Origin of the sequence: Roseiarcus fermentans (genome assembly GCF_003315135.1) — a bacterium.
GTDB classification, from domain to species: Bacteria; Pseudomonadota; Alphaproteobacteria; order Rhizobiales; family Beijerinckiaceae; genus Roseiarcus; species Roseiarcus fermentans.
The window spans coordinates 63,903-90,060 of record NZ_QNRK01000020.1 but is presented as its reverse complement, the minus strand read 5'-3'; the positions used below and the strand labels follow the sequence as shown (position 1 = coordinate 90,060).

Annotated in this window: 25 protein-coding genes; 16 read left to right on the top strand and 9 right to left on the bottom strand. The window is 64.5% G+C overall.

From position 1 onward, the window contains the following. The 6 genes from DFR50_RS17905 to DFR50_RS17880 all read left to right on the top strand — a co-directional run bounded on the left by DFR50_RS17905 (position 1) and on the right by DFR50_RS17880 (position 6,502). Entirely contained in the window at positions 1-879 is an 879-nt protein-coding gene (locus DFR50_RS17905) for a branched-chain amino acid ABC transporter permease (protein WP_113890634.1), read from the top strand. Positions 880-901: 22 nt separating this feature from the next. After that, the gene (locus DFR50_RS17900; RefSeq protein WP_113890633.1) at positions 902-1,906 is read left to right on the top strand and encodes a branched-chain amino acid ABC transporter permease; all 1,005 of its coding nucleotides are present in this window, start codon (positions 902-904) and stop codon (positions 1,904-1,906) included. Positions 1,907-1,945: 39 nt separating this feature from the next. Continuing rightward, entirely contained in the window at positions 1,946-3,133 is a 1,188-nt protein-coding gene (locus tag DFR50_RS17895) for an ABC transporter substrate-binding protein (protein ID WP_113890632.1), read from the top strand. Between the two features lie 264 nt (positions 3,134-3,397). Continuing rightward, on the top strand, positions 3,398-4,366 hold the full coding sequence (locus tag DFR50_RS17890) for an NAD(P)H-dependent flavin oxidoreductase (protein WP_113890631.1): 969 nt from the start codon (positions 3,398-3,400) through the stop codon (positions 4,364-4,366). Between the two features lie 192 nt (positions 4,367-4,558). Continuing rightward, positions 4,559-4,972, top strand: coding sequence for a nuclear transport factor 2 family protein (locus tag DFR50_RS17885; RefSeq protein ID WP_113890630.1), 414 nt, complete (start codon positions 4,559-4,561; stop codon positions 4,970-4,972). Positions 4,973-5,077: 105 nt separating this feature from the next. Continuing rightward, entirely contained in the window at positions 5,078-6,502 is a 1,425-nt protein-coding gene (locus DFR50_RS17880; RefSeq protein WP_113890629.1) for an amidase, read from the top strand. A gap of 90 nt (positions 6,503-6,592) precedes the next feature. Here the strand turns inward: DFR50_RS17880 and DFR50_RS17875 are convergent, their stop codons facing one another. The 6 genes from DFR50_RS17875 to DFR50_RS31495 are packed head-to-tail and all read right to left on the bottom strand — an operon-like array spanning position 6,593 to position 12,005. Continuing rightward, positions 6,593-7,843, bottom strand: coding sequence for an acetyl-CoA hydrolase/transferase family protein (locus tag DFR50_RS17875; protein ID WP_113890628.1), 1,251 nt, complete (start codon positions 7,841-7,843; stop codon positions 6,593-6,595). Positions 7,844-7,854: 11 nt separating this feature from the next. Next, positions 7,855-9,051 carry an acetyl-CoA C-acetyltransferase gene (locus tag DFR50_RS17870; protein WP_113890627.1) on the bottom strand — a complete coding sequence of 399 codons (1,197 nt, stop codon included), beginning with the start codon at positions 9,049-9,051 and terminating at the stop codon, positions 7,855-7,857. 31 nt (positions 9,052-9,082) lie between these two features. Continuing rightward, on the bottom strand, positions 9,083-10,003 hold the full coding sequence (locus tag DFR50_RS17865; RefSeq protein ID WP_210208953.1) for an SDR family NAD(P)-dependent oxidoreductase: 921 nt from the start codon (positions 10,001-10,003) through the stop codon (positions 9,083-9,085). A gap of 2 nt (positions 10,004-10,005) precedes the next feature. Continuing rightward, a complete protein-coding gene (locus DFR50_RS17860) occupies positions 10,006-11,160 on the bottom strand; it encodes an acyl-CoA dehydrogenase family protein (RefSeq protein ID WP_113890626.1) in 1,155 nt (384 codons plus the stop codon). Positions 11,161-11,188: 28 nt separating this feature from the next. After that, positions 11,189-11,587 (bottom strand): MaoC family dehydratase, encoded by a 399-nt coding sequence (locus tag DFR50_RS17855; RefSeq protein ID WP_113890625.1) that lies wholly within the window; start codon positions 11,585-11,587, stop codon positions 11,189-11,191. Positions 11,588-11,597: 10 nt separating this feature from the next. Then, complete coding sequence (locus DFR50_RS31495; RefSeq protein WP_147262802.1) at positions 11,598-12,005, bottom strand: MaoC family dehydratase; 408 nt, start codon at positions 12,003-12,005, stop codon at positions 11,598-11,600. 821 nt (positions 12,006-12,826) lie between these two features. Between DFR50_RS31495 and DFR50_RS17850 the strand changes: the two genes are divergently transcribed. The 5 genes from DFR50_RS17850 (at position 12,827) to DFR50_RS17830 (ending at position 18,990) form a co-directional block, all read left to right on the top strand. Beyond that, positions 12,827-13,984, top strand: a complete 1,158-nt coding sequence (locus DFR50_RS17850) for an acyl-CoA dehydrogenase family protein (protein WP_170153267.1) — start codon at positions 12,827-12,829, stop codon at positions 13,982-13,984. Between the two features lie 2 nt (positions 13,985-13,986). After that, positions 13,987-14,841, top strand: coding sequence for an HTD2 family dehydratase (locus tag DFR50_RS17845; RefSeq protein ID WP_113890624.1), 855 nt, complete (start codon positions 13,987-13,989; stop codon positions 14,839-14,841). A gap of 388 nt (positions 14,842-15,229) precedes the next feature. After that, positions 15,230-16,444 carry a CaiB/BaiF CoA transferase family protein gene (locus DFR50_RS17840; protein ID WP_113890623.1) on the top strand — a complete coding sequence of 405 codons (1,215 nt, stop codon included), beginning with the start codon at positions 15,230-15,232 and terminating at the stop codon, positions 16,442-16,444. Positions 16,445-16,597: 153 nt separating this feature from the next. Beyond that, a complete protein-coding gene (locus tag DFR50_RS17835; protein ID WP_170153266.1) occupies positions 16,598-17,641 on the top strand; it encodes a phosphotransferase in 1,044 nt (347 codons plus the stop codon). Between the two features lie 11 nt (positions 17,642-17,652). Continuing rightward, positions 17,653-18,990 carry an aspartate aminotransferase family protein gene (locus DFR50_RS17830; RefSeq protein ID WP_113890621.1) on the top strand — a complete coding sequence of 446 codons (1,338 nt, stop codon included), beginning with the start codon at positions 17,653-17,655 and terminating at the stop codon, positions 18,988-18,990. A gap of 678 nt (positions 18,991-19,668) precedes the next feature. Here the strand turns inward: DFR50_RS17830 and DFR50_RS17825 are convergent. Next, positions 19,669-20,049 (bottom strand): hypothetical protein, encoded by a 381-nt coding sequence (locus tag DFR50_RS17825; protein ID WP_113890620.1) that lies wholly within the window; start codon positions 20,047-20,049, stop codon positions 19,669-19,671. A 128-nt stretch (positions 20,050-20,177) separates the two neighbouring features. Further along, a complete protein-coding gene (locus DFR50_RS17820; RefSeq protein WP_113890619.1) occupies positions 20,178-20,447 on the bottom strand; it encodes a DUF6496 domain-containing protein in 270 nt (89 codons plus the stop codon). Positions 20,448-20,757: 310 nt separating this feature from the next. On the opposite strand from DFR50_RS17820, the gene DFR50_RS17815 reads away from it, so the two are divergent. Further along, the gene (locus DFR50_RS17815) at positions 20,758-21,762 is read left to right on the top strand and encodes an SDR family oxidoreductase (protein ID WP_113890618.1); all 1,005 of its coding nucleotides are present in this window, start codon (positions 20,758-20,760) and stop codon (positions 21,760-21,762) included. Positions 21,763-22,136: 374 nt separating this feature from the next. On the opposite strand, the gene DFR50_RS17810 is transcribed toward DFR50_RS17815, so the two are convergent. Next, positions 22,137-22,925, bottom strand: coding sequence for a response regulator (locus DFR50_RS17810; RefSeq protein ID WP_113890617.1), 789 nt, complete (start codon positions 22,923-22,925; stop codon positions 22,137-22,139). Positions 22,926-23,165: 240 nt separating this feature from the next. Here DFR50_RS17810 and DFR50_RS17805 point away from each other — a divergent pair, with 240 nt between their 5' ends. From DFR50_RS17805 to DFR50_RS17790, 4 genes are all read left to right on the top strand, one after another. Then, positions 23,166-23,375 (top strand): NepR family anti-sigma factor, encoded by a 210-nt coding sequence (locus tag DFR50_RS17805; RefSeq protein WP_113890616.1) that lies wholly within the window; start codon positions 23,166-23,168, stop codon positions 23,373-23,375. Positions 23,376-23,912: 537 nt separating this feature from the next. Next, complete coding sequence (locus DFR50_RS17800; RefSeq protein WP_245427909.1) at positions 23,913-24,995, top strand: PAS domain S-box protein; 1,083 nt, start codon at positions 23,913-23,915, stop codon at positions 24,993-24,995. A 110-nt stretch (positions 24,996-25,105) separates the two neighbouring features. Continuing rightward, entirely contained in the window at positions 25,106-25,546 is a 441-nt protein-coding gene (locus DFR50_RS17795) for a DUF1236 domain-containing protein (protein WP_170153265.1), read from the top strand. A gap of 112 nt (positions 25,547-25,658) precedes the next feature. After that, positions 25,659-25,997, top strand: a complete 339-nt coding sequence (locus tag DFR50_RS17790) for a hypothetical protein (RefSeq protein WP_113890613.1) — start codon at positions 25,659-25,661, stop codon at positions 25,995-25,997. Positions 25,998-26,158 lie beyond the last annotated feature (161 nt).

Genomic DNA, 26,158 nt, shown 5'->3' with positions numbered 1-26,158 from the left:
TTGGATCTTTTCATTCACCAGGTCATCGCCGGCTTCGCCACTGGGGGCATATACGCCTGCATGGCGCTCGCCGTCGTGATGATTTACCAAGCCATCCACCACCTGAACTTCGCCCAGGGCGAGATGGCGATGTTCTCCACCTACCTTGGTTGGCAGCTCCTCGCCTGGGGCGCCCCCTACTGGGCTGTCTTCCCGCTCGTCATGGCGATCAGCTTCGCCGGCGGCTTGGCGATCGAGCGGATCGTGGTGAGGCCGATCGAGAACGCGCCTGTCCTATCGCACGTCGTGATCTTCATCGCGCTCTTCGCCATCTTCAACTCGGCCGCCGGCTTCATCTGGGGCTTCACGATCAAGCCGGTCCCCTCGCCCTTCGGCGAAGGGGCGCTATACCCGGGCGCGCCGATCGGCAAGCACCAGGCGGGCATGTTGGTCGTCACCATGATCGTGCTGAGCTTGCTCTGGGCGTTCTTTCGCTTCACCCGAGTGGGCCTCTCCATGCGGGCGGCGTCGGTAAACCCGGAAAGCGCTCGGTTGGTCGGCGTGCGTGTCAGTCTCATGAACGGGCTCGGCTGGGGCATGGCCTCGGCCATCGGCGCGCTCGCGGGCCTGCTGATCGCGCCGGTGGTGTTCCTGGAGCCAAACATGATGCTGTCGATCCTGCTGTATGGCTTCGCCGGAGCGGTGCTTGGCGGGTTGTCCAGCCCCCTGGGCGCGGTGCTCGGAGGCTTCATCGTCGGCATCGTGGAGAACCTCGCCGGCACATACATCCCCGTCATCGGCGGCGAGCTGAAGCTGTCCATAGCGCTCTTTCTGATCGTCGCAGTGCTCTTGGTCAAGCCCGCCGGTTTGCTCGGCCGGCGCACGGTGCAGAGGGTCTGACATGTCGACTTCGGAAGGAAAAATGAGCGACTTGGGTTCCTCCGCCCCCTGGCCGGCCGGCGCAGCGGCCAGACCAAAGGTGGGGGCGCGTACGATCTTCTTCGGGCTACTCCTGCTTGTCGCGGTGACTTTGCCATTCATCTCAAAGAACTTTTTCATCTTCCAGACGACGGTGGTGATGGTCTACGCGATCGCCATCCTCGGACTGAACCTACTGATTGGCGTCAACGGCCAGTTCTCGCTCGGCCACGGCGCCTTCTATGCGCTCGGAGCCTACACTGCCGCAATCCTGATGGAGACGTTCGGGCTGCACTATGCTTGGACCCTCCCAATCGCGGCGGCTCTCTGCTTCGTGGCGGGCTTTCTGTTCGGGCTTCCTGCGCTCAGACTGGAAGGCGTGTATCTGGCGCTGGCGACCTTCGCGCTCGCCGTGACAACGCCGCAACTGCTGAAGCTCTCGCCCTTCGAAGGCTTTACCGGCGGCGTGCAGGGCATCGTCATCACCAAGCCCGGCGCGCCCTTCGGACTGCCATTGAACTCTGATCAGTGGCTCTACTTTCTCACTTTGGCTATCGGCCTGCTCCTATACTGGTTGGTTCACAACATCGTGCACAGCCGCACGGGGCGCGCATTCATGGCGATCCGCGACAACCCCATCGCGGCGAGCTCAATGGGGGTCAATACTTCTCTCTATAAGGCCACTGCCTTCGGCGTCTCTGCGATGATCACCGGCGTGGCCGGTTCCCTGGGCGCCATCGTCATTCAGTTTGTCGCCCCCGACAGCTTTACGTTCGCGCTTTCCGTGCAGTTGCTGGTCGGGCTCGTCATCGGGGGCGTGGGGTGGCTGCCCGGCGCGCTGATCGGCGCGGTTTTCGTGGTCTTCATCCCCAACGTGGCGGAGGAGATCTCGAAGGGGCTCGCGGGCGCCTGCTACGGCGTGTTGCTCATCCTCGTCATCTATCTCGCCCCACAGGGCGCGGACGGCGTGATCCGCGCCGCGGTCGACCGGTTCAAACGACTCTTGTGAAGGCGCGCCTGTTAGATACATCCCGTGGAGGTCATATCAATGTTCACTCGACGCTCAGTTCTCGCCAACGCGGCGGCGCTCACCGCGGCGGCGACGGTTCCGGCTTTCGGCGCGGAGGTCATCAAGATTGGCAACACCTTTGCCTACTCGGGCCCCGCGTCGTCCTACGGCACGGGCGGCAAGACCCTCGCGGCCTATTTCAAGAAGGTCAACGCTGAAGGCGGGATTCACGGCCGGCAGATCGACTTCATCTCCTACGACGACGCCTACTCGCCACCCAAGACCGTTGAGCAGATCCGCCGCCTGGTCGAGCAAGACGAGGTCGATATCCTGTTCCAAACATTCGGCACAGCGAATAACCTCGCTATCCGAAAATATTGTAACACGAACAAGATCCCGCAACTTTTCGTGCTGTCGGCAAGCAGCAAATTTAACGACCCGCATAATTTTCCTTGGACGACCGCCTGGCAACCCAGTTACTTTGCAGAGGGGAAGGTCTATGGCAAGTACATAAGGGATAACATCGACCACGCAAAGATCGCTGTGCTCTACCAGAACGATGACTTCGGCAAGGATTACCTCAACGGTCTCAAGCAGGGCCTGGGCGACAAGAGTGACCAGGTCGCGGCGACGGCGCTCTATGAGATCGCCGATCCGACCGTGGACTCGCAAGTGATCAATTTGCAGGCCTCGGGCGCCAATGTGTTTCTAATCGTGGCCACGTCGAAATTCGCCGCCCAGGCGATCAAGAAGAGCCACGAGATCGGTTGGGACGCGCAGCGCTTCCTCAGCATCGTCGCGGTCTCGGTCGGCGGCGTGTTGACCCCCGCTGGGCTCGACGCCTCCAAGGGCATCATTTCGGCCACCTATTTGATGGACCCGAGCGACCCGCAGTGGGCGACGAATCCCGACATGCTGGCTTGGCGCTCGTTCATGAGCAAGTGGTATCCCGACGGCGACCAGAACGACTCCATGACGTCCTACGCCTGGGCCGTGGCCCAGACCATGGCGCACGTGCTCGAAGCGGCAGGACCGAACGCTGGCCGCGAGGCGATCATGCACGCCGCCACGCACATGGACCACGTCCGCATCCCGATGCTGTTGCCGGGCATCACGCTGAGCACGTCCGACACGAACTTCGGTCCGATCGAGTCCATGCGGCTCATGCGCTTCAACGGTCAAAGTTGGACAATGTTCGGCGACATCATCAACGTCGGATCGACCTGACCCGGCGGATTTCGGAACCATCTCGAACGACGTGATCATCATTTGAGGATCGACGAGGAATCAATCGCCGCGAACGCAGCCTTGAACTCGCGGGGTCCCAAGAGGCTCTTCGCTTTCGGCGACAAAATACCTCTCATCGTAGAAATCGACTCAACCAGAAAGCGCAGAGATAGGCAGGGCGGCGTGTTGTGTCGCCTTGTTCAATCCGAACGCCACATACGGGCGGCGCGTTAACATGCGCTGCCAAACCAGCGAGTCTTCATAATGGTGGTCCCCGCAGTCTTGGCTGGCCGATTGAGGCTTCCGGTGATCGCTGCGCCTATGTTTCTTGTCTCGGGCGTAGATCTGGTGGCGGCGCAATGTTGCGCGGGGGTCGTTGGAGCCTTTCCCGCCCTCAACGCCCGACCTCAGGAAGAACTTGACGCGTGGCTCTCTCAAATCGAGTTCCGGATTTCCGAATTCGAGGCGAAGACCAAGCAAAAGGCGGCGCCTTACGCGGTGAACCTGATCGTTCATCCGAGTAACAAACGTCTGGAGCAGGACCTCGCGACCTGTGTCAGCTACGAGGTCCCGATCGTGATCACATCCCTGTCCGCCCCCGACAAGGTGGTTGAGGCCGTTCATGGATACGGCGGCATCGTGCTGCACGATGTCGTCGCTCTTCGACACGCAAAGAGGGCGGCTGAAGCGGGCGTGGACGGGCTCATCCTGGTGTGTGCGGGCGCGGGCGGTCACGGCGGGACGTTGAATCCATTCGCCTTCGTGAACGAAGTGAAATCGTTCTATGACGGGATCGTGGTTCTCGCAGGCGCCATGTCCGAAGGCGGCTCCATTCTCGCTGCGAGGGCGATCGGGGCGGACCTCGCCTATTTGGGAACACGGTTCATCGCGTCGCAAGAATCGATGGCCAATCCGCTTCACAAGCAAATGCTCGTCGAGGCGACGTCTGCCGACATCCTCTACACGCCTCTGTTCTCGGGGGCTCACGGAAACTATCTGGTCAACAGCATTGTGCGAGCTGGACTCGATCTCGAAGAGGTGCGCAGCGCCGAGACGCGTAAAATGAACTTTGCCACGGGCGGCGCAAAGCCCGCGGCATGGAAGGACATCTGGAGCGCGGGGCAAGGGGCCGGCAATATCAAAGAGGTCCTGCCCACCGCTGAGATCGTAGAGCGTCTCGCGCAAGAGTACGAGGCGGCTTTGCGTCGCCTCCGGCGCTGGGAGGCCGCGTGACGTTGGAGCCAGAGCGAACGCACAACCGAATTCGAGTCTATGCCCGGCGGCCCTCGCCGTCGGACGCTCGCCGATCCGACGTCGACGGCGCGGCGCCAACCTTCGATGCGCGACCAGGAACTGGCGCGAGCGTCCGCGTTCCCGGTCAGCCCAGAAGAGAGCCAACATTCATCCTTCCCAACGGAGCGCGCCATGGACGCCCTTGAAAACAAGAAGCTCGTGCAACAGATCTTTGCTGATTCCGCCAATCGCAGTGGCAGCACCCTCGTCGACCATCTTGCCGACGATGTAAGCTGGGTCATCACGGGCCAATGGTCGTGGTCGCGGACGTTCCAGGGTCGCGACGCCGTTCTCGGGCTCGGAGCGCACGTCCGCTCGTTGCTGGCGGACCGAATGCGCACCGTCGCTTATAACTTCATTGCCGAAGGCGACACCGTCGTTGTCGAAGCCAGGGGCGATAACGTCACGAAGGCCGGCGTCCGCTACGACAACGACTATTGCATGGTGTTCCGGATCGAGAACGGGCGGATCAAACAGATCAGGGAATATAACGATTCGGCCCTCGTCGAGAAAGTACTGGGAGCGTTTCCGCAGCCGGCGGCCTGAACGACAACCCGCCTCTGGCTTGGGAAGCGCACTCTCCCGACGGCGTGGCCGCACCTCGTGACCACGAAATCCGTCGAGCGCATTCGAGGACTTTGAGAGACACGCATGGCTTTTGAGGAATTTGGCGACTACGACGCCTTGGGGTTGGCCGAACTGGTTCGCCGAAAAGAGGTCAGCGCGCGCGAACTCCTTGATGAAGCCGTGGCGCGCACCGAGCGCGTCGATCCCGCCATCAACGCTGTCGTGGTCCGCCATGAGGACTTCGCTCGGCGCCAGATCGAGGCAGGCCTCCCGGAAGGGCCGTTCACCGGAGTGCCGTTCCTTCTCAAGGACCTCGACCTCATCAAGGGAACCCGAACCACATTCGGCGCAAACCTCTACAAGGATCATGTCGCCGATCACACCGGCACGATCGCCGAACGCCATCTCGCCGCCGGGCTCACCATCTTCGGCAAAAGCGCCAGCCCGGAACTCGGCTGCATGCCGACCACGGAATGTCGCTTGCACGGCCCCACACGCAATCCCTGGAATCTCGATCACTCGTCCGGCGGCTCATCTGGCGGCGCCGCGGCGGCCGTTGCGGCGCGGATCCTCCCAATGGCCCACGCGACCGACGGTGGCGGCTCGATTCGGATTCCGGCGTCGGCCTGCGGCGTCTTCGGCCTGAAGCCGACACGCGCCCGCACCCCGGTCGGACCGGACAAGGGCGAGGGCTGGGGCGGCTTCTCGTGCAGCCACGTCGTCAGCATCAGCGTGCGCGACAGCGCGGCGATGCTCGACGCCACACACGGCCCCGAGGCGACGAGCCTCTATTATGCGCCCGAGCCCGAGCGCTCGTTCCTCGAGGAGGTCGGCCGCGATCCCGGCCGTCTGCGCATCTCGTTCACCGACAGGACGCCTCATGGCGACGCCATCGACTCCGAGGTCGCCGCCGCCGTGCGGGACGTCGCACGGATGCTCGAAGGCCTTGGCCATCATGTCGAGGAACGCGCGCCCGTACTCGCCGCCGATCCTTCGACGGTCGCCCCCGCCGTCATCTCCGCCAACACCGGCGCCGCGCTGCGATCCGCCGAGGAGGCGTTTGGTCGCCCTATGACGTCTGACGACTTCGAAAAGCTGACGCTCGCCTACGCGGACGCCGCGCGGAGCGTCAGCGCAATTGATTACGTCGTCGCGCTGCAACGCGCGTTTCTCATCAAGAGGAGCCTCACCAGCTTCTTCGAGCGCTGCGACATCTTCCTCTCGCCGACCTTGTGCCAGCCGCCGGTGCGGATCGGCGAAATCGACACCATGTCCGATCGACTTGGCGAGATCCGGCCATTGCTGCGTCGCTACGTGCCGGGCACGAGCATGTTCAATATGAGCGGTCAGCCATCAATGTCAGCGCCGCTCGCCTGGAACGCCGCCGGGCTCCCTCTCGGCATGATGTTCACCGCACATTTCGGCGACGAGGCGATGCTGTTTCGGCTCGCCGCGCAGCTCGAAACTGCGCGGCCGTGGAAGAACCGGCTGCCACCGGTCCGCGCCTGAAAAATGCGACGGCCTTCCTCGCGGCGGGAAGGGCCTTCAGTTATGCGCCCGCGCGGACGGCCCTCTGGGACCAGGAGAGATCGAAGCGTCCTATCGCGTTCGCGTCGAGGCCATCAGCTCGTCACGGAACTGCGGCGCCGCAATTGAAATGAGACTTCCAACGCGCTCGAGCAGCGACAGCCCCCGCAGGTCGACGGCGCCATGTTCGGTTACGATAATCGCCGCGTCGGCGCGGGCGATCGTTGCGGCGCCTGAGAGACGGGGGACGATCCTGCTTTTCGTTTCGCCGTTAACATGCGCCACCGACGGCAAGGCGATTATGGGCAGCCCCCCTTTCGACGCGCGCGCCCCTCGCAGAAAGTCGACGGCGCCTCCGATGGCCCCGACATAGTCCTTGCCAACCGCCTCGGTGTTGATCTGACCGAAAAGGTCCACCTCCAGCGCCGAATTGATCGCGGTGAGAGCGGGAAGCGCCGCCAGCGTCCCGAATGCATGCGTGACGCCGACAGGGCGCAATCGGATCGATGCGTTCATGTGCGCGAAGGCGAGCAGCCTGCCGCTTCCGAGCAGCGTGCCCGCGACCGAATACCCCGTATCGATCGGCTTGCGAGAATTTGTTATCGCGCCGCCCTCGATCAGGCGCATTGCGCCGTCCGTGAGGACGCCGGTGTGGAGTCCGAGCTCCCGGCGATCGCTCAGCAAATCCGCAACGCGATCGGACAGGGCTCCGAGACCGAATTGCAGCGTCGCCCCATCCTCGATCAGCGCCGCCACATTCGCAGCGATCCTGAGGTCGAGTTCGCTCGGTTCGCGCCGCCCCATTTCGAGCAAGCGTCGATCCGTTCGGACGATCACGTCGATATCGTCGATGGCGATCTCGGCCGAAGTATAGGGCGCTTGCCGATTGACCTCGGCGATCACGATCCTGGCGGATTTCGCCAGATCCTCGACATAGTCGCTCGCGCAAGACAGGCTGAAGCGGCCGCCTTGCGGGTGCTCGGCGAGTTGCAGCATGAGCACATCGACCTTCTCGCCCAGCACGCCCGGCAGGTCGGAATAGTGCGCCGGAAATATGTCGAGCACGCCGGCCGACGCCAATCTCCTGTTGGTCCCCGTTCCGCAGAACGAGCTGAACCGCACGCTGTCTGCATAAGCGGGGTCTGGCGTCTCGGACAGACTGATGCCGATGAAAGCTCTAAAACCGCCGACCCTTTGCCGTTGCGCCATGAGGCGGCTCGTCAGCGCCAGCGGCTCGGCCGAGGCCTGGCCCCAGCAGATCATCTCCCCGGGCCGGACCAGCGCCGCGAAGTCGAGACAGTCGAGTTCGACGACGGTCGGCATATCCGTATGCCTCATGCACGCTCGAAGACGGCTGCGACGCCCTGGCCGCCGCCGACGCACATCGTCTCGAGCCCATAGCGAGCGCCTCGGCGTTTCATTTCGTGCACGAGCGTCGTCAGGATGCGGACTCCGGTCGCGCCGATCGGATGTCCCAGCGAAATGCCCGAGCCGTTGACATTGACTCGCTGTTCGTCGACCCCGCGCCAGGACTGGAGCACGGCGAGAACCTGACAGGCGAAAGCCTCGTTGATCTCGATCAGGTCCATGTCAGCGACCGACAAGCCGATCCGGCGCATGAGCTTCTCGGTCGCGGGGACCGGCCCGATCCCCATCTCTGCAGGTTCGCATCCGGCTGCGGCCCAGCCGACCAGAAAGGCGTCCGGCGTGACGCCGAGCGTGTCCAGCCGATCCTCTGCGACGACCAGGCAGACGGCGGCCGCATCATTCTGCTGCGCGGCGTTGCCGGCCGTCACCGTCCCGCCCGACCGGATGGGGCGCAGACGAGCAAGCGACTCGGCGGTCGTGTCGGCGCGGACGCCTTCGTCTTGCCCGACGACGACAGCTTCACCGCGCGTCACCGGTACGCTGACCGGGACGACCTCCGCCGCCATGCGACCATCCGCCCACGCATCAGCCGCGCGCTTGTGACTGCCCGCGGCGTAGCTGTCGGCTGCTTCGCGCGAGATCGCGTATTTCCGCGACAGGTTCTCGGCCGTCTCGATCATGCCGGAGATATGGCCGAAGCGATGGACCGGCTGCGAGCGCTCGCGTCCGCGATCGAGCCTGTCGTACAGGATGGGCGAACCGGAGCGCGTCCCCCATCGGACGCCGGTCGTGTAGTGCTCGATGTTGCTCATGCTCTCCACGCCGCCGGCGATGACGACGTCGCAGGCGCCGGTCTGCACCATCATCGCCGCCGTCACGACCGATTGGAGGCCCCCGCCGCAACGCCGATCGATCTGCATGCCCGGCACGCCGATCGGCAGCCCCGCCTCGAGCGCGATCCAGCGTCCGACGCACGGCGTTTCGGAATTGGCGTAGGACTGTGCGAACACCACGTCCTCGACGAGGGCCGGATCCAGCCTCGTCCGCTCAAGCAAAGCGTTGACCAGGATCGCCCCGAGACCCTCGACGGAAAGGTCCTTCAGCGCTCCTCCGAACCGGCCGACGGGTGTGCGCAGTGGGCTGACGATCGCAGCGCGGCGCATGTCTCGATATCCTTCTTCGCGAGCAGCGGATTCAGACCGGGTCCCAGGAAAACACGTCGGCCGAGACGTCGAGCTGATGAAAGCTCGCCGATAGCGCCGGCATCGCATGGTCCGCGACCTGCTCCGGCGTCCATCCCTGCTCGCGTTGCACGGAGCGGACCGGCCGCGGTTGACTGAATAAGAAGATCTCGTTGTTGCGGACGCAGAATATCTGTCCGGTCACGCTCGTCGCGCGGCTGGAAAGGAGATAGACCACCAGCGGCGCGACCTTGGCCGGCGTCATCTGTTGCAGGCGCGTGACACGCTCCTGCTGCTCGAGCGAGTCGATCTTGATGGCGCTGACCATGCGGCTCCAAGCGAAGGGGGCGACGCAATTCGAGCGGACACCGAAGCGGCGCATGTCGAGCGCGATCGACTTGGACAGTCCGACGATGCCGAGCTTTGCCGCCGAATAGTTCGCCTGGGCCAAGTTGCCGATCAACCCCGAGGTCGAGGTCATGTGGACCAGCGCGCCGGACTGCTGCTCCTTGAAGCAGGTGGCGGCGATCCTGCTGACGTTGAAGCTGCCATAGAGGTGAACCTTCAGGACCTGGTCCCATTGCTCGGGCGACATCTTATGGAAAATGACGTCGCGCAGAATGCCGGCGTTGTTGACGACGCCATCGAGATGTCCGAACGCATCGATTGCGCTGCGCACGATCCGTTCCGCTCCCTCCGACTCAGCGACGCTGTCAAAGTTGGCGACGGCGATTCCGCCCGCGGATCGAATCTCTTCAGCGACGCTGTCCGCGGGTCCACGGTCCTGGCCGCGACCGTCAAGCGTGGCTCCGACATCGTTGACCACGACCCTGGCGCCGTGCGCGCCGGCCATCAGCGCGATATCGCGCCCGATCCCGCCGCCCGATCCAGTGACCAGAACGACCTTGCCGTCGAGCATTTTGGCGGCGTCCATAATCAAGTCCCCTTGATAACCTGACGGGCGATCAGCAATTGTTGGATCTGGCTCGTGCCTTCGTAAATGCGGAGCAGGCGCACGTCTCGATAGAAGCGTTCGACCGCGTATTCGCTCATGTAGCCAGCGCCGCCGTGAACCTGGACCGCGCGATCGGCGACGCGGCCGACCGCCTCGGTCGCAAAGTATTTGGCGGCGGACGCTTCCGTCCGTGCGGCGCCGTCGCGGTCGTAGAGCGCAGCCGTGTGCTCGACCAATGACCTGGCGGCCAAATATTCGGTGTGGCTGTCCGCGATCATCGCCTGGACGAGTTGATACTCGGCGATCGGTTTGCCGAACTGGCGCCGCTCCTTGGCGAAGCCCACCATCTCGGCGATCAGCCGATCGCACATTCCGGTGGCCAGCGCAGCGATATGGATGCGTCCGCGATCGAGGACGCGCATGGCGAGCCGGAAGCCGCGGCCGGGAATTTCGCCGATGATCGCGCTGGCCGGCGCCCGAACATTGTCGAACATCACGTCCGAGGTCGTCGTGCCGCGCTGCCCCATCTTGCGGTCCTTCTTGCCGACGGTGACGCCCGGCGTTTCGCGCGGCACGAGAAACGCCGAGATCGCGTCGGCGCCGAGCTTGTCGAACTCTGTGCGCGCCATCACGGTGAACAGCCCGGCGCGCTGCGCATTGGTGATGTATCGCTTGACGCCGCTGATCACGTAGTCGTCGCCGTCGCGGACGGCGCGCGTGGTCAGACTCGCGGGGTCGGAGCCGGTATCGGGCTCGGTCAGCGCAAAGGCGGAAATCAGCTCGCCACTGGCGAGCTTCGGCAGGTGGTTCTGCTTCTGCTCGTCGGTGCCTTCGAGGATCAGGCCGCGAGCGCCGATGCCGATATTGGTCCCGAACACCGACCTGAAGGCCAGCGCCGTGTGACCGAAGATCTGTGCGAGCCGGGTTTCCTGGCGCGCATTGAGGCCGAGGCCGCCGTACTCCGGCGGGATCGTCAGGCCGAACAGGCCAAGGTCCCTCATCTCTGCGACGATGTCTTCTGGGACTTCGTCCTCGATCTCGAGACGCATCTCATTGGGAACGAGGCGTTCGGCGACGAAACGTTGAACGGCGTTCTCCAGCTGGCTGAATGTGGCGTCGTCGACTGCGTCCGTCATTCTCGATTGGCTCCGGTCTTGTTTCGTGTCAGTCGGGAACGCCGATCACGCAGGCGCCCTCCAGAGCGCGCTGGCCGTCATGGGTCTCGACAAAAATCTCGTAGGTTCCGGTTGTGGGGTCGCGGAGGCTTCCGCCGGCGCGGATGATTGAACCCACAGGCACCGGCCTGCTGAACCTCACTTCGATCGACACGCCGGCCGGGAGTGTCCCGAACGTTCTCTCGATGGACTCGATCACCAGATTGAGCCCCAGGGTGCCGTGGACAATCGGAACGCCGAACGGAGTTCCCTTGGCGAACTCCGGGTCGAGATGAATGGGATTGAAGTCCGCGGTCAGTTCCGCATAGCGACGCACGGTCTCGGCGTCGGTCTGCAGCTGCGTCCACACCAGTTCGGGCGGCGGGGCGATTTTTGGACCGAGCGTCATCGGCGGCTCCTCACCTGGCCCAGATCGTTTGAATTTCGCCGCTCAGCACATTTTGGATTCCGCAGCGGAGCGTTACGCCGAAGGTGACCCAACGACGCTCTCTGCTCAGTTCCTTGCCGATGCATGCGACTTCAGCCCGAAGTTCTTCGCCAGGTTTTGCTGTGCCGCTGAATTTCAGCCCCTGCCTGGCGTGAATGTTTCCGGGCGGCCGGGGCTGAACGGCGCGAAGATAGGATTCCATCATGGCTGCAACGAGCAGCCCCGATGGCAAGCGGTCGGGCGTCGCCGAGGATGAGCCGTAGATCGCTGTCCAATGAGCGAGCCGCAGCGCATCCAAAGCGATCGCGGGGCGTCCCAGCACCAACCCCGGCTGAAAGTCGTCGAAAGTCCAGACAGCGGACGACGACATTGCCCTCATGGAAGCGTTCCTTGCTCATCGGCGCCACGCATCCCGCCGCGATGCGGCGCTCGCCCAGCGGACACTGCTCACGACGCCTGTCCAGTTAGCGCGATAGCGAGATCCACAGCCCGCGGTTCGATGTCCCGCCTTGGCGACCGCCCGACGCCGACACAGTGGACGCCTGGCCGCGCTTTGGAGAACCCACGGGCGGCTCGCTCGCGAGCGTGCGCGCCATTCGATCCCCGCGCCGCCGCCCGCCTCTGTGTGCGCGACGGCCACGAAGCGGCGCACGCTCCCCATTGCGCCAGCGACCTGCGGATCGCCGTTGCGTCGCGGGCGTGGCAGGCGATTTTGGCGATGGGCCTTGATTGGCGGCGCGGCTCATATATGAATAGCGTCCACTGAATTGTGAAAGGCACTCTCTGTTGTGAATGCGATACACGACGGGGGCGGCGATGGGAAGCGTCAATCGCAAGAGGCGGGGATCTTGATCAGAGAAGCGCAAACAAAGAGGGAACGCTGCAGCCGGCGACGTTGCGGCGGAGCCGTGACGATCAGACCGGTCGCGTGGCGAGCATCGGCGCTGCGGCTGCGACCGCGGTGCTTTTGCTCCGGAGGCGAACGACGCGCCCGTTGCTCTGCGGTCGTCGCGAAAAGCCGCGGCAAACGGGACTCGCTCGTGTCCGCTCCGACAAGGATCTCAGGGTCTGGCGCAGCAGGTCGGGAAGGCGCCAGGCTCTCAACCAAAGATGCGCACATCACCGCTGAGTCGAACCCTGCTCGTGGCGAGTCAAACCGGACGTGCGGTCGCCGACGCTCCTGATATTTCAGAGGTTCCTATGTATCATGCGTCCAACCATTCGGAGATCCGCGACGCAGTCGCGAAGGTTTGCCACGGCTTTCCGGGCGAGTACTGGCGAAAACTCGACCGCGAGATGGCCTACCCGGCGGACTTCGTCGCGGCCCTGACGGCGAGCGGCTTCCTGTCGGCGCTCATCCCTGAGGAGTATGGCGGCGCTGGCCTACCGCTGTCGGCCGCGGCGGTCATCATGGAGGAGATCCAGCGGCAAGGCTGCAACGGCGCCGCCTGCCATGCGCAGATGTATGTGATGGGAACGGTGCTGCGGCATGGTTCGCTGCAACAGAAGCGGCGATATCTGCCCAGGATTGCAGCCGGCGAACTGCGGCTCCAAGCCTTCGGCGTGACGGAACCCGGTAGCGGCACGGACACGACGGCGCTGCGAACGAGCGCGCGACGACAAGACGACCACTACGTCGTCAACGGCCAAAAAATCTGGACGAGCCGCGCCGCCCAGTCGGACCTGATGTTGTTGCTCGCCCGGACCACCCCGCGCGAGGAAACCGCCAAGCGCACGGCCGGGCTCTCTGTGTTCATCCTCGACATGCGCGAAGCGCTCAAGGCCGGGCTCACCATCCGGCCGATCCGGACCATGATGAACCACGCCACGACCGAGGTGTTCTTCGACAATGTCCGCGTGCCGGCGGAGAACCTCGTCGGCGAGGAAGGCGAGGGCTTCCGCTACATCCTCTCGGGCATGAATGCCGAGCGCATCCTGATCGCTTCGGAATGTATCGGCGATGCGAAATGGTTCATCGAGAAGGCGTCGTCCTACGCGAAGGAGCGGCATGTGTTCGGCCGCCCGATCGGGCAGAACCAGGGCGTCCAGTTCCCAATCGCGAAAGCCTACGCGAATATGCGCGCGGCCGAGCTCATGGTGCGCGAGGCGATCCGCCGCTACGAGGCCGAAGAAAACTCCGGCGCGGAGGCCAACATGGCCAAGATGCTCGCAGCCGACGCTTCCTTCGAGGCGGCCAACGCCTGTATCCAGACCCACGGCGGCTTCGGTTTCGCCGAGGAATACGACATCGAGCGGAAATTCCGCGAAACGCGCCTCTACCAGGTCGCACCGATCTCGACAAATCTGATCTTGTCCTACATCGCTGAGCATGTGCTCGATATGCCGAGGTCCTACTAGTGTTGAGCAAGACGTCTCCAGTCGTCGACATCGCGCAATTGCGCGGTTGGATCGGTCGCGAGGCCATCGGTGTCGACATTGTCAGCGAGGATCTGGTCCGTAAATATCATGCGACCTTCAATTTCCCGGGCGAGCCGCCCAAACCCGGCGAGGCCGTCCCGCCGCTTATCCATTTCTGCCTCGCTCAGCCGGCTGTCCCGACAGAACAACTCGGGGCGGACGGTCATCTGGCGCGCGGCGGCTTTTTGCCCCCCGTACCGCTGCCACGCCGCATGTGGGCCGGCGGCGCCCTTGCCTTCCACGGCGATCTGAAGGTCAACGACGCGGTGAAGCGCTTTTCGCGAATAGAGGATGTCGTACTGAAGGAAGGCCGAACCGGCGCGCTCTGCTTTGTCACGGCGCGGCATCGCCTCGAGGCGAACGGTCGGCTCGTGCTCGAGGAAAGGCAGGATATTGTCTATCGCGGCCTCGACGCGCCGGCCCGCGTGACGAACGTCCCGCAGGCTGAGCAAGGCGATCATCAGCGCCCGATGAAGGTTGAGCCGCCGCTGCTGTTCCGCTATTCGGCGTTGACCTTCAACAGTCACCGCATCCATTACGACCGCCGCTACGCGACCCAGGTCGAGGGCTATCCCGGGCTCGTCGTCCATGCGCCGATGCAGGCGGCGCTCCTCTGCAACTACGCCACCGAGCTGCGCGGCGCGCCGCCGAGCCGGTTCATCTTTCGTGGCCTCTTTCCGCTCTTCGACGATGACGGGTTTGCGCTCCATGCGACCGATCAAGGCGACATGCTGAAGCTCTGGACGGCCAAGGAGAATGGGCCAGCCTGCTTGGCGGCCGAAGCTTCGTGGACGTAAGCCCAGCTCTGAACCTCCTGGGGATACTCTTCGCGCCCGGAACCCTGCGAGGGTTGCGGCCCTGCCGACGAAGATGCGGTGATTGTCGACCTCCAGCATTCCGTGGCCGCTGAGGAGCAGGAGGTGACGCGGCCGTTCGTCCGCAAGATCGCCGCCGCAGCGCAGACTCCCGGGCGCTCAGGGGCTTTGTCATTCAGAAACCGGAATGACATTTCATATATTGAATGCGGTGGGAATCCCTGTTAAGATTGCGTCCCACGGGATCCCGGGGAGATCGAATGGTGATCGACATGCGCCCGATGCAAGACGAAACGGACCACTTTGGGCGCTCGCGGCCGGCGCAACGCCAATGTCTGATTGCATGTTTCCCAAAGTTTGCGAGGCCGGCATGACTGTTCTGGGCGATGTGCGCGTCCTCGATCTTACCCGCGTTGTTGGGGGACCTTTAGCGACCCAAACGCTCGCCGATCTCGGCGCAGAGGTCATCAAGATCGAAAAGCCGGGCGATGGCGACGACACCCGGCGAATGGGGCCGTTTCTCAAGGACCAATCCGGCGCCGAGACAAACGATTCCGCCTTCTTCCTGGCATTCAACCGGAGCAAGAAATCCGTTGCTGTCGACATCACGACAGAGCGAGGTCAGGATTTGGTGCGACGGCTTGCGGCACAATCGGACGTGCTGGTCGAGAACTATAAAGCGCAATCGCTGAAGCGATATGGCCTCGATTACGAGTCGCTGAGACGAGAAAATCCTCGCCTCATCTATTGCTCCATGACTGGCTTCGGACAGGAGGGCCCGTACGCGACGCGACCTGCCTATGATTTTGTCCTACAGGGAATGTCCGGCTTGATGAGCACATGCGGGCGCCCGGATGGCGTTCCGGGCGCAGGTCCGATGCGAACGTCAGTGCCGATCACGGATGTTTTCACGGGGCTCTACGCGACCATCTCCATTCTAGGCGCGCTGATGCAGCGCGATCAGACAGGGCGTGGCCAATTTATCGATTCCGTCATGCTCGACGCTTCCGTCTCCGTCAGCGGACACTTGGCGCTCGGCTATCTCATGACCGGCAAGACGCCAGCCCGCATAGGCAACGCCAACCCGGTCGCGGCTCCGTCTGAAGTGTTTGCGACGGCAGATGGCGAAATCATCGTTGCGGCAGGCAATAACGGACAATTCCAGGCTCTAGCAGACGCCATCGACCAACCGGAGTTGAAGCGAGACCCCCGCTTCGACACCAACACCCATCGCGTCCAAAACCGCGCCGCGCTGTTCGCGCTTCTTGCGAAGGCCCTCTCCATTCATGATACGGCGCACCTGGTGCGCAGGCTGAGCGCCGCGGGCGTGCCTTGTGGGCCCATCAATACGCTTGCTCAAGTGTTCGCGGACCCGCAGGTGCGCCATCGTGGCATACAGAAAGAGGCCCGACACAAAACAAACGTGAACGTACCGACGCTCAAGAGTCCGCTGAACCTGTCGGATTCGCCCGTAGACTATCGCGCGGCGCCTATGCTTGGGGAGCACACGGAGGAGGTGTTGCGCGATCTGCTCGGCGTCTCGGACATCGATTTGGCGCTGATGAAATCCGAGAAGGTGATTTGAGCATGGCTTCGACCCGCAATCATGGAACGGCGAGGAGTTCCTCGCACGAGCGGTCGGACCTTGCGGGCCGCCTTGTCGGAAGCCCGGACTGCCATTCCGCGCCGAATTGTCGCTGTCCAGTCAAACAGCAGCACACAGTTGGATCGGGCTCCCATGTCCCGTACTGATGCGATCCTTGCGACGATTCTTTCGACGCCATCGCCCCGAGTCTCCGAAAGCGAGGCCGTCGACATTGCGCGTGAACATTTCGGTCTGGAGACTTCGGCAAAGAGGCTCGCGAGCGAGCGGGACGAGATGTTCCGTTTACGTGACGCGACCGGCGTCGACTCCGTGCTCAAGATCACCAATCCGGCCGAATCGCCCGACATAACAAACTTGCAGACAGCGGCGCTGCTGTGGATTGCGGGCGCTGATCCGCATCTTCCGGTTCCGCGCGTCTGCAAAACCCTCGGCGGCGCGACTGCGGTCCGCGTGGCGATCGGCGAGAGCGCCCCCCGGACTGTGCGGTTGCTCAGCTTCTTGCAGGGTCGATCGCTGCACGAGACGCCAAGAACCCGCGACCAGCGTCGTGAGCTTGGCTCGACACTTGCGCGACTCGGCCTGGCGCTCGCCAATTTTCGCCATCCCTCAGCTGACTACGAACTCGCCTGGGATATCAAGCACGCCCATCGGCTGGAGCCGCTGCTTGCGTCCGTGCGCGGACGCGAGAAGTTCGCCCTTGCACAGACAGCATTGCATCGTTTCGAGGCCGCGGTCAGACCGCGCTTGCCGGGGCTGCGCACCCAGGTTGTTCACAACGACTTCAGCACGCATAATGTCCTGGTCGATCCTACGGACCCTGACCGAGTCGCAGGCGTCATCGATTTCGGGGACCTTGTTCGAACCCAGCTCGTCAACGACGTGGCCATCGGAGCCGCCCACCATCTATCGGCATCAGCCGACGCGCTTGAAGGGCCTCGCGATTTCATTGACGCCTATCAGAGCGTTATCCCGCTCTCCCCGGACGAGTTTGAGCTTCTGCCGGATCTTATCGCCACGCGCTTCCTGGTCACGGTTCTCGTCACCGGCTGGCGCGCGGAACGTTATCCTGAAAATCGTGACTACATCCTCAAAAACAACGCCCTCGCCTGGGACGGCCTTGACCGGTTGAGCCACATGTCCTCCGAGACCGCGCGACAAAGGTTTTGCGCCAACTGACAAGGTGAAGCATGTCGCGTCCATTGATGGTCAACGCATTCGATCCGCGCCAGAGTGGGCGACTCACCGCGGATGTCAGCGACCTTTTGAAGCGCCGCAATCGGGTGCTCGGTCCCTCCTATCAGTTGTTTTACGAAGAGCCCATCCACGTGATCGGTGCCGAGGGAGTCTGGCTATACGGCGCGAATGGAGAGCGATATCTCGACGTCTACAACAATGTGCCGTCGGTGGGGCATTGCCACCCGCGCGTCGTGGAGGCGATCTCGCATCAGGCGGCTACCCTGAATACTCACACCCGCTACCTCTACGATATCGTTGTCACTTATGCCGAACGCCTGATCGCGATGTTCCCGGAGGAACTCGGGAAGGTCATGTTCACCTGCACCGGTAGCGAGTCGGCCGATCTGGCGATAAGGGTTGCGAAGCGTTTTACCGGCGCCGCCGGCGTCATCGTAACAGAAAACGCCTATCACGGCGTCACGGCTGCCGTGTCCGAGTTTTCGCCCTCGCTGGGAGAAGGTGTGCCGCTCGGTCAACACGTCAGAACGGCGCCTGCTCCCAATTCGTATCGGCTGGGCCCCAACGTCGGTGAGATTTTCGCCGGCCACGTGGAATGCGCCATCGCCGATCTCAAACGACATGGCGTCAAGCCGGCGGCGCTGGTGGTCGACACCATTTTTTCGAGCGACGGCGTCCTACCCAATCCACCTGGATTTCTTACCCCTGCCGTCGAAGCCATTCGACGCGCCGGTGGAGTCTTCATCGCCGACGAGGTTCAGCCGGGGTTCGCCCGCTTGGGCGACACGATGTGGGGCTTTCAACGCCACGGCGTCGTCCCGGATATCGTCATCATAGGCAAACCCATGGGGAATGGCGTACCCCTTGCAGGCTTGGTGGCGCGGCCAGAAGTCCTGACCGACTTCGCGGCGACGGCGCGCTACTTCAGCACCTTCGGCGGCAACCCAGTGTCCTGTGCGGCCGGGTTGGCGGTGCTGGACGTCATCAGGGACGAGAACCTGCAAGCCAACGCGCTGGAAGTCGGCCGCTATATCGTTGGCGGTCTGGAGCGCCTTGCGCGGCGGCACGCTTGCATCGGAGATGTGCGCGGCGCGGGCCTATTTATTGGCGTAGAATTCGTCAGTGATACCGACACCAAGGCGCCCGCCCCAGGAATAGCGACACAGTTAGTCAATGAACTCAGGCGTAAAAACATCCTGATCAGCGCCTCTGGCTTTGACGGCCACGTGCTTAAGATACGGCCTCCACTGCCATTCGCTCGCGGGCACGCCGACATTTTTCTGACCGCCATGGCCGAGGCATTAGAGTCGTTGGCGGAGACGTCAGAATGACGTCTCCGCTCGCAATCAATTCGTGCGCCGAATTCCTGCTCGGCCGCTTAGGGACTTTCGGCGTAACCGCCAAGCCTAGGGGCGCCTTGGGAATGACGGGCGGTCGTCGACGCCGAGGCGGGCGATGACGCTTCCCGGCCGTCCTCGCGAGGAGCCCGAAGGGCGACGCGGCGATCCAGGGGCCGCCTGCGCCGACGTCGAAGCGCGGCGACGCGGGGCATACGGCAGATCTTGGCCGCGCCCCCCTGACGGCGGCTTGGGAGTTACATTTCGGGTTACTCCCAACCCCGTCATTGCGAGGAGCGAAGCGACGAAGCAACCCATGCCGCCGCTTGCCTCCTGCGGAAAAAATCGCTCCGTCTTCTGCTCGCAACGAAGGGCGGCGGGACGATCAGAGGGCGCAACAGCGGCCCAGCGGCCCTGGATCGCTTCGCTTCGCTCGCGATGACGGCGCTATTCGCTGCCGGCTTGGGAGTTACCATTTCGGCGATAATCGTCGGTCAATCCGTTGGTTAGGCAGGCATTTTTCGGCCAGACAGCCCTGGAATCGAAGAAAATCCCTCTCCTTTCCCTGCCAGCAGGGATTGCATCCACCACCATTCCACAAGAAGAAAACAAGGAAATGCGCGAGCGACGCGAGCGCCCGGTTATGAGCGCCATTGGACTTCGCCGGATGCGCTAGCTGTTGGGCGAGAAGCGCGGCTCGTCGTCCAGCCTGGAGGCGTCGTCGGCGAGCCCGGTCGCGCGAACCGTCGTCGGCGAGCGATCCCGTTCCAGCTCCGTCGCTTCGCCGGGCGCGTAGGTGTAGACGAAGTCGCCGGCGCCCGCGCCGCGCCGCTCGATGCAGACGCACAGGCCCGTCGCATCGCAACCTCGCCCGGCGACGGCGGAGAACCAGCCGTCGCGCGTTTCGCCCTGCCCCGGCGCGCCCGTGCGCCCCGCTGACTTTCCGGCGCCCTCTTGCGCCAGGACTGCGACGCCGGTCTGCGGACAGAGAACGATGCAAAGCGCGAGCGCCGTTCCGATCGCCCGCCAGCGCCTCCGATCCGACCGGTCCATTCCTCATCCCCAGGTTCGAGCCGGCAGAGCTCCTCGCTCTGCGCCGCCTCGACCCCGGCTTCATCGTGGCCGAAATGCGACCGCCATCAACGCCTGTGAAGCAGGTTGGTTCCGCAGCGGGACAAACTTCAGTCGGCCTCGCCGCCACGCCGTCCTTCGGTTTCGGCTTGCGCGGTCTCGCCCCGCCGCTCCTTCGCCTTCGTGCGACGAAGGCGGCGCGCGTTCCGCTCCGGTGACTGTTGGTCCGAAGCGCCGGCCTCGCTGAGGGCGATTGCGACGGCCTGCTTCGGATTCGTCACTTTCGTGGACCCGCCGCCGCTGCGCAGTTCGCCGTGCTTGAACTCATGCATAACCCGCTCGACCGTTTCCTTCTGGGACCGGGATTCTGTTTGCGCCATCAGCCTCGTCCTTCCGGATGCACGCCCCGCCAATGTCCTGGCGACGGCGCTCGCTCCTCTAACGAGACGCCGAGGAAAGAAGTTCCGCATGGCGTCGCCGTCTGGAGCGGGCGGGCGTTCGGGCGCTGGCGGAAACAGGCCTCCGTGCGGTTTTCGAAGTCGCCTTCGGGAACAGACGGAGGCAAGCCCGCGTCTAGAGGCGAGCCCCGCGCCGGCTGCGCAGGTCTCCGCTGTCCGGCGCAAGCCAACCCAAAGCCCGAAAGCCGCCCCGCCTGCGCGCACGGCGGCAATTGGCGACGGAGCCCTCGTCATGAGCACATTCGAACGCGGACCGTTTTCTCGTCGGGAGATCGTGGGCGCCGGCGGGGCAAGCCTCGCCGTTGCGGCGGCGGGTCCGGCGCTTGCCCAATCCGGGCCGTCGCAAAGTCCGGCGCCCGCCCTCGTCAATCCCGAGACCAGATACCCGAAGCCGCCGTTCCAACGTCAGTCCCAGCCTTGGCCCGGTCTCGCGAGCCGAATGGACCCGAAGCCGGACCACGGAGAAAAGAGCTACCGCGGATCGGGGCGTCTTTCGGGACGGAAGGCGTTGATCACGGGCGGCGACTCCGGCATGGGCCGCGCCGCGGCGATCGCATTCGCCCGGGAAGGCGCGGACGTGGCGATCAATCATTTGCCGGAAGAGCAGCCGGACGCGCGCGACGTGATCGAACTCGTGCGACAGGAGGGCCGGACCGGGCTGTCGATCCCGGGCGACCTGCGCGATGAAGCATTTTGCAAGCGGCTGGTCGACGAGGCTGTGCGGGGCCTCGGCGGTCTCGATATTCTGGTGATGAACGCCGGTCGCCAACAAGCGCGGAAATCGGTCCTCGACATCTCGAGCGAGGACTTCGACGCGACGATGAAAACCAACATCTATGCGCCGTTCTGGATCATCCGCGCTGCGCTCCCGCATCTCCCGCCGGGGTCGACCATCGTCGCCACGACGTCCGAGCAAGCCTACGATCCGTCGCCCGACCTGTACGACTACGCCCAGACCAAGGCGGCGACGATGAATTACGTGAAGTCACTGGCGAAACAGCTCGCCAGCAAGGGGATTCGGGTCAACGCGGTCGCGCCGGGTCCGATCTGGACGCCGCTGCAGGTGAGCGGCGGCGCGACCATGGAAAAGCTCGAGGCGTTCGGCGCCCAGACGTCGTTCGGCAGGCCCGGGCAGCCTGCGGAGCTGGCTTCGATCTATGTCCAGCTCGCCGCCGCCGACGCGAGCTATGCGACCGGTCAGGTATACGGCTCGTCGGGTGGGACAGGCCAGCCTTGAGACGGCGGAACGGCTGTCGCGCGCGCGACGGCGACCGACGGCTGGTCACGCGCGGCGGGCGCCCCGGCGTGCGCTGCGTCACGTAGCCCGAGGCCGCCGCCGGCGAGGCCGAGGGCGATCGACGGTTTTCGCATTCGAGGAGATGAAATGCCTGCTCACGACCCGCAAGAGCCGAATAGCCCGGCCCCGGCCCCCGACATCATCCGCCCGCCGACGCCTGCGGAAAATCCCGAACCAGACCGTCGGCCCGAGATTCCGACGCCGGGTCCGGATATCGTGACGCCGCCCGAGCCGATCGAGTCCCCGCAACCGGCGCCTCCGGAGGCGCCGCAGCAGCCAGGCTGACGACGTCGGCGCCGGTCGAGACCGGCTCGTCACGCTGCGGCGTGGGCTCTCCGGTCGAAAAACAGGGCCTGACAGACGGCGGCGCGAACCGAATCGGCGCTGAAAGGCTTCGACAGCAGGAAAACCGGCTCGGGTCTGTTCTTGATCGCGCTCAGATAGATGCCCGGATGAGCGGTGACGAACACGACCGGTTTGCTCTTCTTGCCGACGATCTCGTTGACCGCCTCGATGCCGGAGCTGCCGTCGGCCAGCTGGATGTCGGCGACGATCAATTCCGGCTCGCGCTCGGCCGCAAGCGCCACCGCCTGACGACGGGTTCTGACGATTCCGACCACTTCGTGCCCGAGGTCCTCGACGATGGTTTCAAGATCCATGGCGATGATCGGCTCGTCCTCGATGATCATGACGGTCGCGGCCAGCTCTCGGCCGATGTCCGCCCCGCCGCGCGCCAGCAAGCGCGAGACGCGGGAGCGATCGAATCCCATGATGGCTGCGACCTCCGCAACCGAAAACCCCTCGACCGCATACAACAGGAACGCCTGCCGCGTCTGCGGGGAAAGCGCGGCGAGCTTGCGATCGACGGCAGACTGGTTTCCGGCCTCCGTCTCCGACGGCCGGGCGCCGGACCAGGCGTCGAGGAGGGCGCGGAAGAGCGCCATTCTGGGGTGAATATCGCGCCGAAACGATTGCGGGTCTGCGGCCAGGCGTCCGAGCGTCGCGGCCACGAGCGCGTCTCCGCCCTCACGATTGCCGGCGAGCGCGCATGAAAACCGCCGAAGATAGGGAATCAGGGGTCGAATTTCCGTCGAGATTGACATCTGAGCCTTCCATTCCCGGTTGGCCGAACCCGAAGCGGTCGAGCGCGTCGGAGTTCCGTTTTTCCCTCACGTCGTCCTTCGACTCCATGGCCGCAATTGTGGAAAATACTTAAGCAGCGCGACTTGAATTCGGGCGGATCGACCCGTTAAATGCGTTCCAGACCGTCGGATCCGCACGGGCAATGCGGTTATATCCGACGCGCCGGTCCGCCGCCATTATCCGGACACGAGAGCGAAAGAATGACGAAGCTCACCGCCTCGAAACATCCGTCGTCGGTCGAGGCGCCGACGAATGCGACGCCCCTCGACGCCATCGGTCGCGCGCTTCGGGCGCATTACGACGACCTCCTGCGCGAGCCGCTTCCGGCCCAGTTCGAAGCGCTTCTGTCGCGGCTCGAGGCGGGGGAAATCCCCGCGGAATCGAGGGATCGGGCACGGCCGAAGGCCTGAGGCCGGCCATTTTCATGATCGGGGGAGAATTCGGGCCCGCGTCTCCGTAGCCTGTCGCGGCGATCCGTTCTGGCGCCGCCTGTCGATCAAGGCGCCTGCAACAGATCGATCACTTTTGCTTGAAGAGGCCGGGTCGCCTTCCGATGCGCAAACGGGCTCGCGTCCGCGTCCCGCTTTCGCCACGACGCGGCGCAAAGCTGATTCTTCACGCTGAAGCGGCTCCACAACACTGAACAAGTCTGTGGCGTCGGTCATCGAATCGACATTTTCCCAACGCAATCGATGACGGCTGTCGGTCGGACGACGAGATCCCGCGCACAGAGCGGCAGGACAGGCTATTTACAAGATTCGAGACTCTCTCCAAGCTTGCCTGCGCTTGGACACGCTGGCGGTCCTCGCCGTCGGGCCAGTCCAGCGCCGGCTTGTTTGTGTCGTTCCGGAGCATGACGTCCTGGCTTGGCGACGACTGTGCGGCCGACGATGATTCCAGCAAATACGATGCGCCGGCCTTCGTATCATCACCCGGAAAGCTGTTGTATGAGCAACATCGAGCGCGAAACGCTCCCTGCGTCCGGTCCGACGGACAGACGAGATGAACTTCACCGCCAGCATAAGAAGAAGCGGGAACGCGGCATCCGAAAGGCCCTGCATTACGCGGCGATCGTCGAGTCCTCCGACGACGCGATCCTGTCCAAGGACCTGGACGGCGTGATCCTGAGCTGGAACCGGGGCGCGGAACGTCTGTTCGGATTCACGGCCGCGGAGGCGGTCGGACGCCAGGTCTCGCTCATCATTCCCGAGGAGCGGCAGGACGAGGAGCCGGCGATCCTCGACAAGATCCGGCGCGGCGAGCCGATTCGCCATTACGAAACGATCCGGCAGCACAAGAATGGAAGCCTGATCGACATTTCCCTGACCATTTCGCCGATCCGGGACGGGAGGGGCCGGATCATCGGCGCTTCGAAAATCGCCCGCGACATCAGCGAGCTCACGAAGGCGCGGGACCGTCAGCAGTTGCTCCTGCGCGAGATGAGCCATCGGGTGAAGAATCTGTTCGCGCTGTCCAGCAGCATCGTGGGGCTGAGCGCGCGCTCCGCGCATTCGGTCGCGGAATTGGCGGACTCCGTGCGCGAGCGCCTGGCCGCGCTCGCGCGCGCGCATTCGCTGACCTTTGCGCACGGCATGGTCGAATCCTCGGGACAGCCGGCGACGCTCCAGTCGCTCCTGCGAACGATCGTGGCGCCGTTCGACAGCCCCCGCGCGGACGGCGGCGCGCGGATCTCGATTTCCGGCGTGGACCTTCCGGTCGCCGGGCCGGCGGTCGCGAGCCTCGCGCTGCTCGTGCACGAGTTCGCGACCAACGCCGCCAAATACGGCGCCTTGTCGGCCGACTCCGGGACCATCGACGTCACGTGTTCGGAGGACGGCGAGCAGGTCGCGTTGCTTTGGACCGAGCGCGGCGGACCGAGAGTCGAGCCGCCGACCGGGCTGGAAGGATTCGGCGGCGTGCTGTCGCGGATCGCCGTGAACAAGCAGCTCGGCGGCGATATCGAGCGGTCATGGAAGCCCGAGGGTCTCGCCATCCGCCTCACCGTCCCCCAGGCCCGTCTGACCTCGTAGCCGCGCCGGCCGCCAGCGCAACGCGAGCCCGCCTTCGCCGCTGGGCCCGGCTCGCGGAACTTTCCCCGATGCGGCTCGTTCTCTCCGCGAGGATCGCGAGGGAGCGAAGAATGAAGTGCGCACGCGCGGCGGTCTCGGCTTTCGGTCTCGGCGTCGCTTTGCCGAGCCTCGCCCTCGCGAACCCGCTTCAGGGCGCTGCCGACGCCCCTGGGGGGCCCGGGAGCGCCGACGCCGGCACGCGCTCCGGCCGGCCGGTCGATCCCGGCGACGCGCGCGCCGTCGGCGCCAGCCAGATCGCGCCTGACCGCGCGGCGCAGATCGCAAAGTCGCTGCTCGCCACGGCGCCGCCCGGCGCGGGCGCCGTCGCTGTCGAGGTCGGGTCGCCGCTTCCCGGAAACGTGGACGTCCAGCCCTTGCCTGCGAGCGTGACCGACCTCGTGCCGGAATACCGCGGATTCGTTTACGCGGTTGCCGGCGGGGAGGTGGCGATCGTGAAGCCGTCGACGCGCCAGATCGTCGAGGTCATCACATCGGGCGGGGGGCGGCCGTGAACGGGACGGGGTCGGGCTGCGCCGGACGATGTGCGCCGGCGTCGCGAAGCGTCCGGCGGCCGCATCAGCGCGACCTCGCGCGAGAGCGCGCTCGCGGCGCGAAGGGTTCGCCATGCGTCCGGCGATGACCCATTCGGCCGTCCCAGCCGCGGCCCTCGGCGGGACTCGGCCGGCGGCGCGGGCCGCCGGCGCCGCGGTGTCCGAGCGCGACCGCCGCTTTGCGCTCCTGGTGTCGATGATGACGTCCCTGGGCCGGCGCGACCGGCCCGCCCCTGCACTCGTCGGACTGGAGGCCGCCATGGACCCGAAGGAGCAACCCGTCGTCACCGAAACCAACAAGGACAGAGTCAGAGCCGGCGTGACCGGCCACAATGTGCGCATCGTGCTGATCGCCGGCGTCGCGCTCGTGGTCGTGCTGTTCGCGCTGGTGGACATGGTGATGCGCCGCTGATCGGGCCGCGGGTCCGAAATCCTCCGGCGCCCGCGCTGTTTCGCTCGATTCCTCGCGAGCAGGACATCTCCCCGGAACGCCGGCGACGGCCCGACCACGAGAGCGGCCGTGGCGGCGAGCGATTTTCTCTGGCGTCGCATATCATCGCCGCCGGGATGACG

Bases quoted from the DNA above. Each gene is read 5' to 3' on its own strand.
- DFR50_RS17825 (WP_113890620.1), bottom strand. From the start codon at position 20,049: ATGGACCGGTCGGATCGGAGGCGCTGGCGGGCGATCGGAACGGCGCTC.
- DFR50_RS17790 (WP_113890613.1), top strand. From the start codon at position 25,659: ATGCGTCCGGCGATGACCCATTCGGCCGTCCCAGCCGCGGCCCTCGGC.
- DFR50_RS17895 (WP_113890632.1), top strand. From the start codon at position 1,946: ATGTTCACTCGACGCTCAGTTCTCGCCAACGCGGCGGCGCTCACCGCG.
- DFR50_RS17840 (WP_113890623.1), top strand. From the start codon at position 15,230: ATGACTGTTCTGGGCGATGTGCGCGTCCTCGATCTTACCCGCGTTGTT.
- DFR50_RS17795 (WP_170153265.1), top strand. From the start codon at position 25,106: ATGAAGTGCGCACGCGCGGCGGTCTCGGCTTTCGGTCTCGGCGTCGCT.
- DFR50_RS17805 (WP_113890616.1), top strand. From the start codon at position 23,166: ATGACGAAGCTCACCGCCTCGAAACATCCGTCGTCGGTCGAGGCGCCG.
- DFR50_RS17870 (WP_113890627.1), bottom strand. From the start codon at position 9,051: ATGCGCCGCGCTGCGATCGTCAGCCCACTGCGCACACCCGTCGGCCGG.
- DFR50_RS17865 (WP_210208953.1), bottom strand. From the start codon at position 10,003: ATGGACGCCGCCAAAATGCTCGACGGCAAGGTCGTTCTGGTCACTGGA.
- DFR50_RS17835 (WP_170153266.1), top strand. From the start codon at position 16,598: ATGTCCCGTACTGATGCGATCCTTGCGACGATTCTTTCGACGCCATCG.
- DFR50_RS17830 (WP_113890621.1), top strand. From the start codon at position 17,653: ATGTCGCGTCCATTGATGGTCAACGCATTCGATCCGCGCCAGAGTGGG.
- DFR50_RS17810 (WP_113890617.1), bottom strand. From the start codon at position 22,925: ATGTCAATCTCGACGGAAATTCGACCCCTGATTCCCTATCTTCGGCGG.
- DFR50_RS17890 (WP_113890631.1), top strand. From the start codon at position 3,398: ATGGTGGTCCCCGCAGTCTTGGCTGGCCGATTGAGGCTTCCGGTGATC.
- DFR50_RS17875 (WP_113890628.1), bottom strand. From the start codon at position 7,843: ATGCCGACCGTCGTCGAACTCGACTGTCTCGACTTCGCGGCGCTGGTC.
- DFR50_RS17880 (WP_113890629.1), top strand. From the start codon at position 5,078: ATGGCTTTTGAGGAATTTGGCGACTACGACGCCTTGGGGTTGGCCGAA.
- DFR50_RS17800 (WP_245427909.1), top strand. From the start codon at position 23,913: ATGAGCAACATCGAGCGCGAAACGCTCCCTGCGTCCGGTCCGACGGAC.
- DFR50_RS17885 (WP_113890630.1), top strand. From the start codon at position 4,559: ATGGACGCCCTTGAAAACAAGAAGCTCGTGCAACAGATCTTTGCTGAT.
- DFR50_RS31495 (WP_147262802.1), bottom strand. From the start codon at position 12,005: ATGAGGGCAATGTCGTCGTCCGCTGTCTGGACTTTCGACGACTTTCAG.
- DFR50_RS17815 (WP_113890618.1), top strand. From the start codon at position 20,758: ATGAGCACATTCGAACGCGGACCGTTTTCTCGTCGGGAGATCGTGGGC.
- DFR50_RS17900 (WP_113890633.1), top strand. From the start codon at position 902: ATGAGCGACTTGGGTTCCTCCGCCCCCTGGCCGGCCGGCGCAGCGGCC.
- DFR50_RS17860 (WP_113890626.1), bottom strand. From the start codon at position 11,160: ATGACGGACGCAGTCGACGACGCCACATTCAGCCAGCTGGAGAACGCC.
- DFR50_RS17855 (WP_113890625.1), bottom strand. From the start codon at position 11,587: ATGACGCTCGGTCCAAAAATCGCCCCGCCGCCCGAACTGGTGTGGACG.
- DFR50_RS17820 (WP_113890619.1), bottom strand. From the start codon at position 20,447: ATGGCGCAAACAGAATCCCGGTCCCAGAAGGAAACGGTCGAGCGGGTT.
- DFR50_RS17850 (WP_170153267.1), top strand. From the start codon at position 12,827: ATGTATCATGCGTCCAACCATTCGGAGATCCGCGACGCAGTCGCGAAG.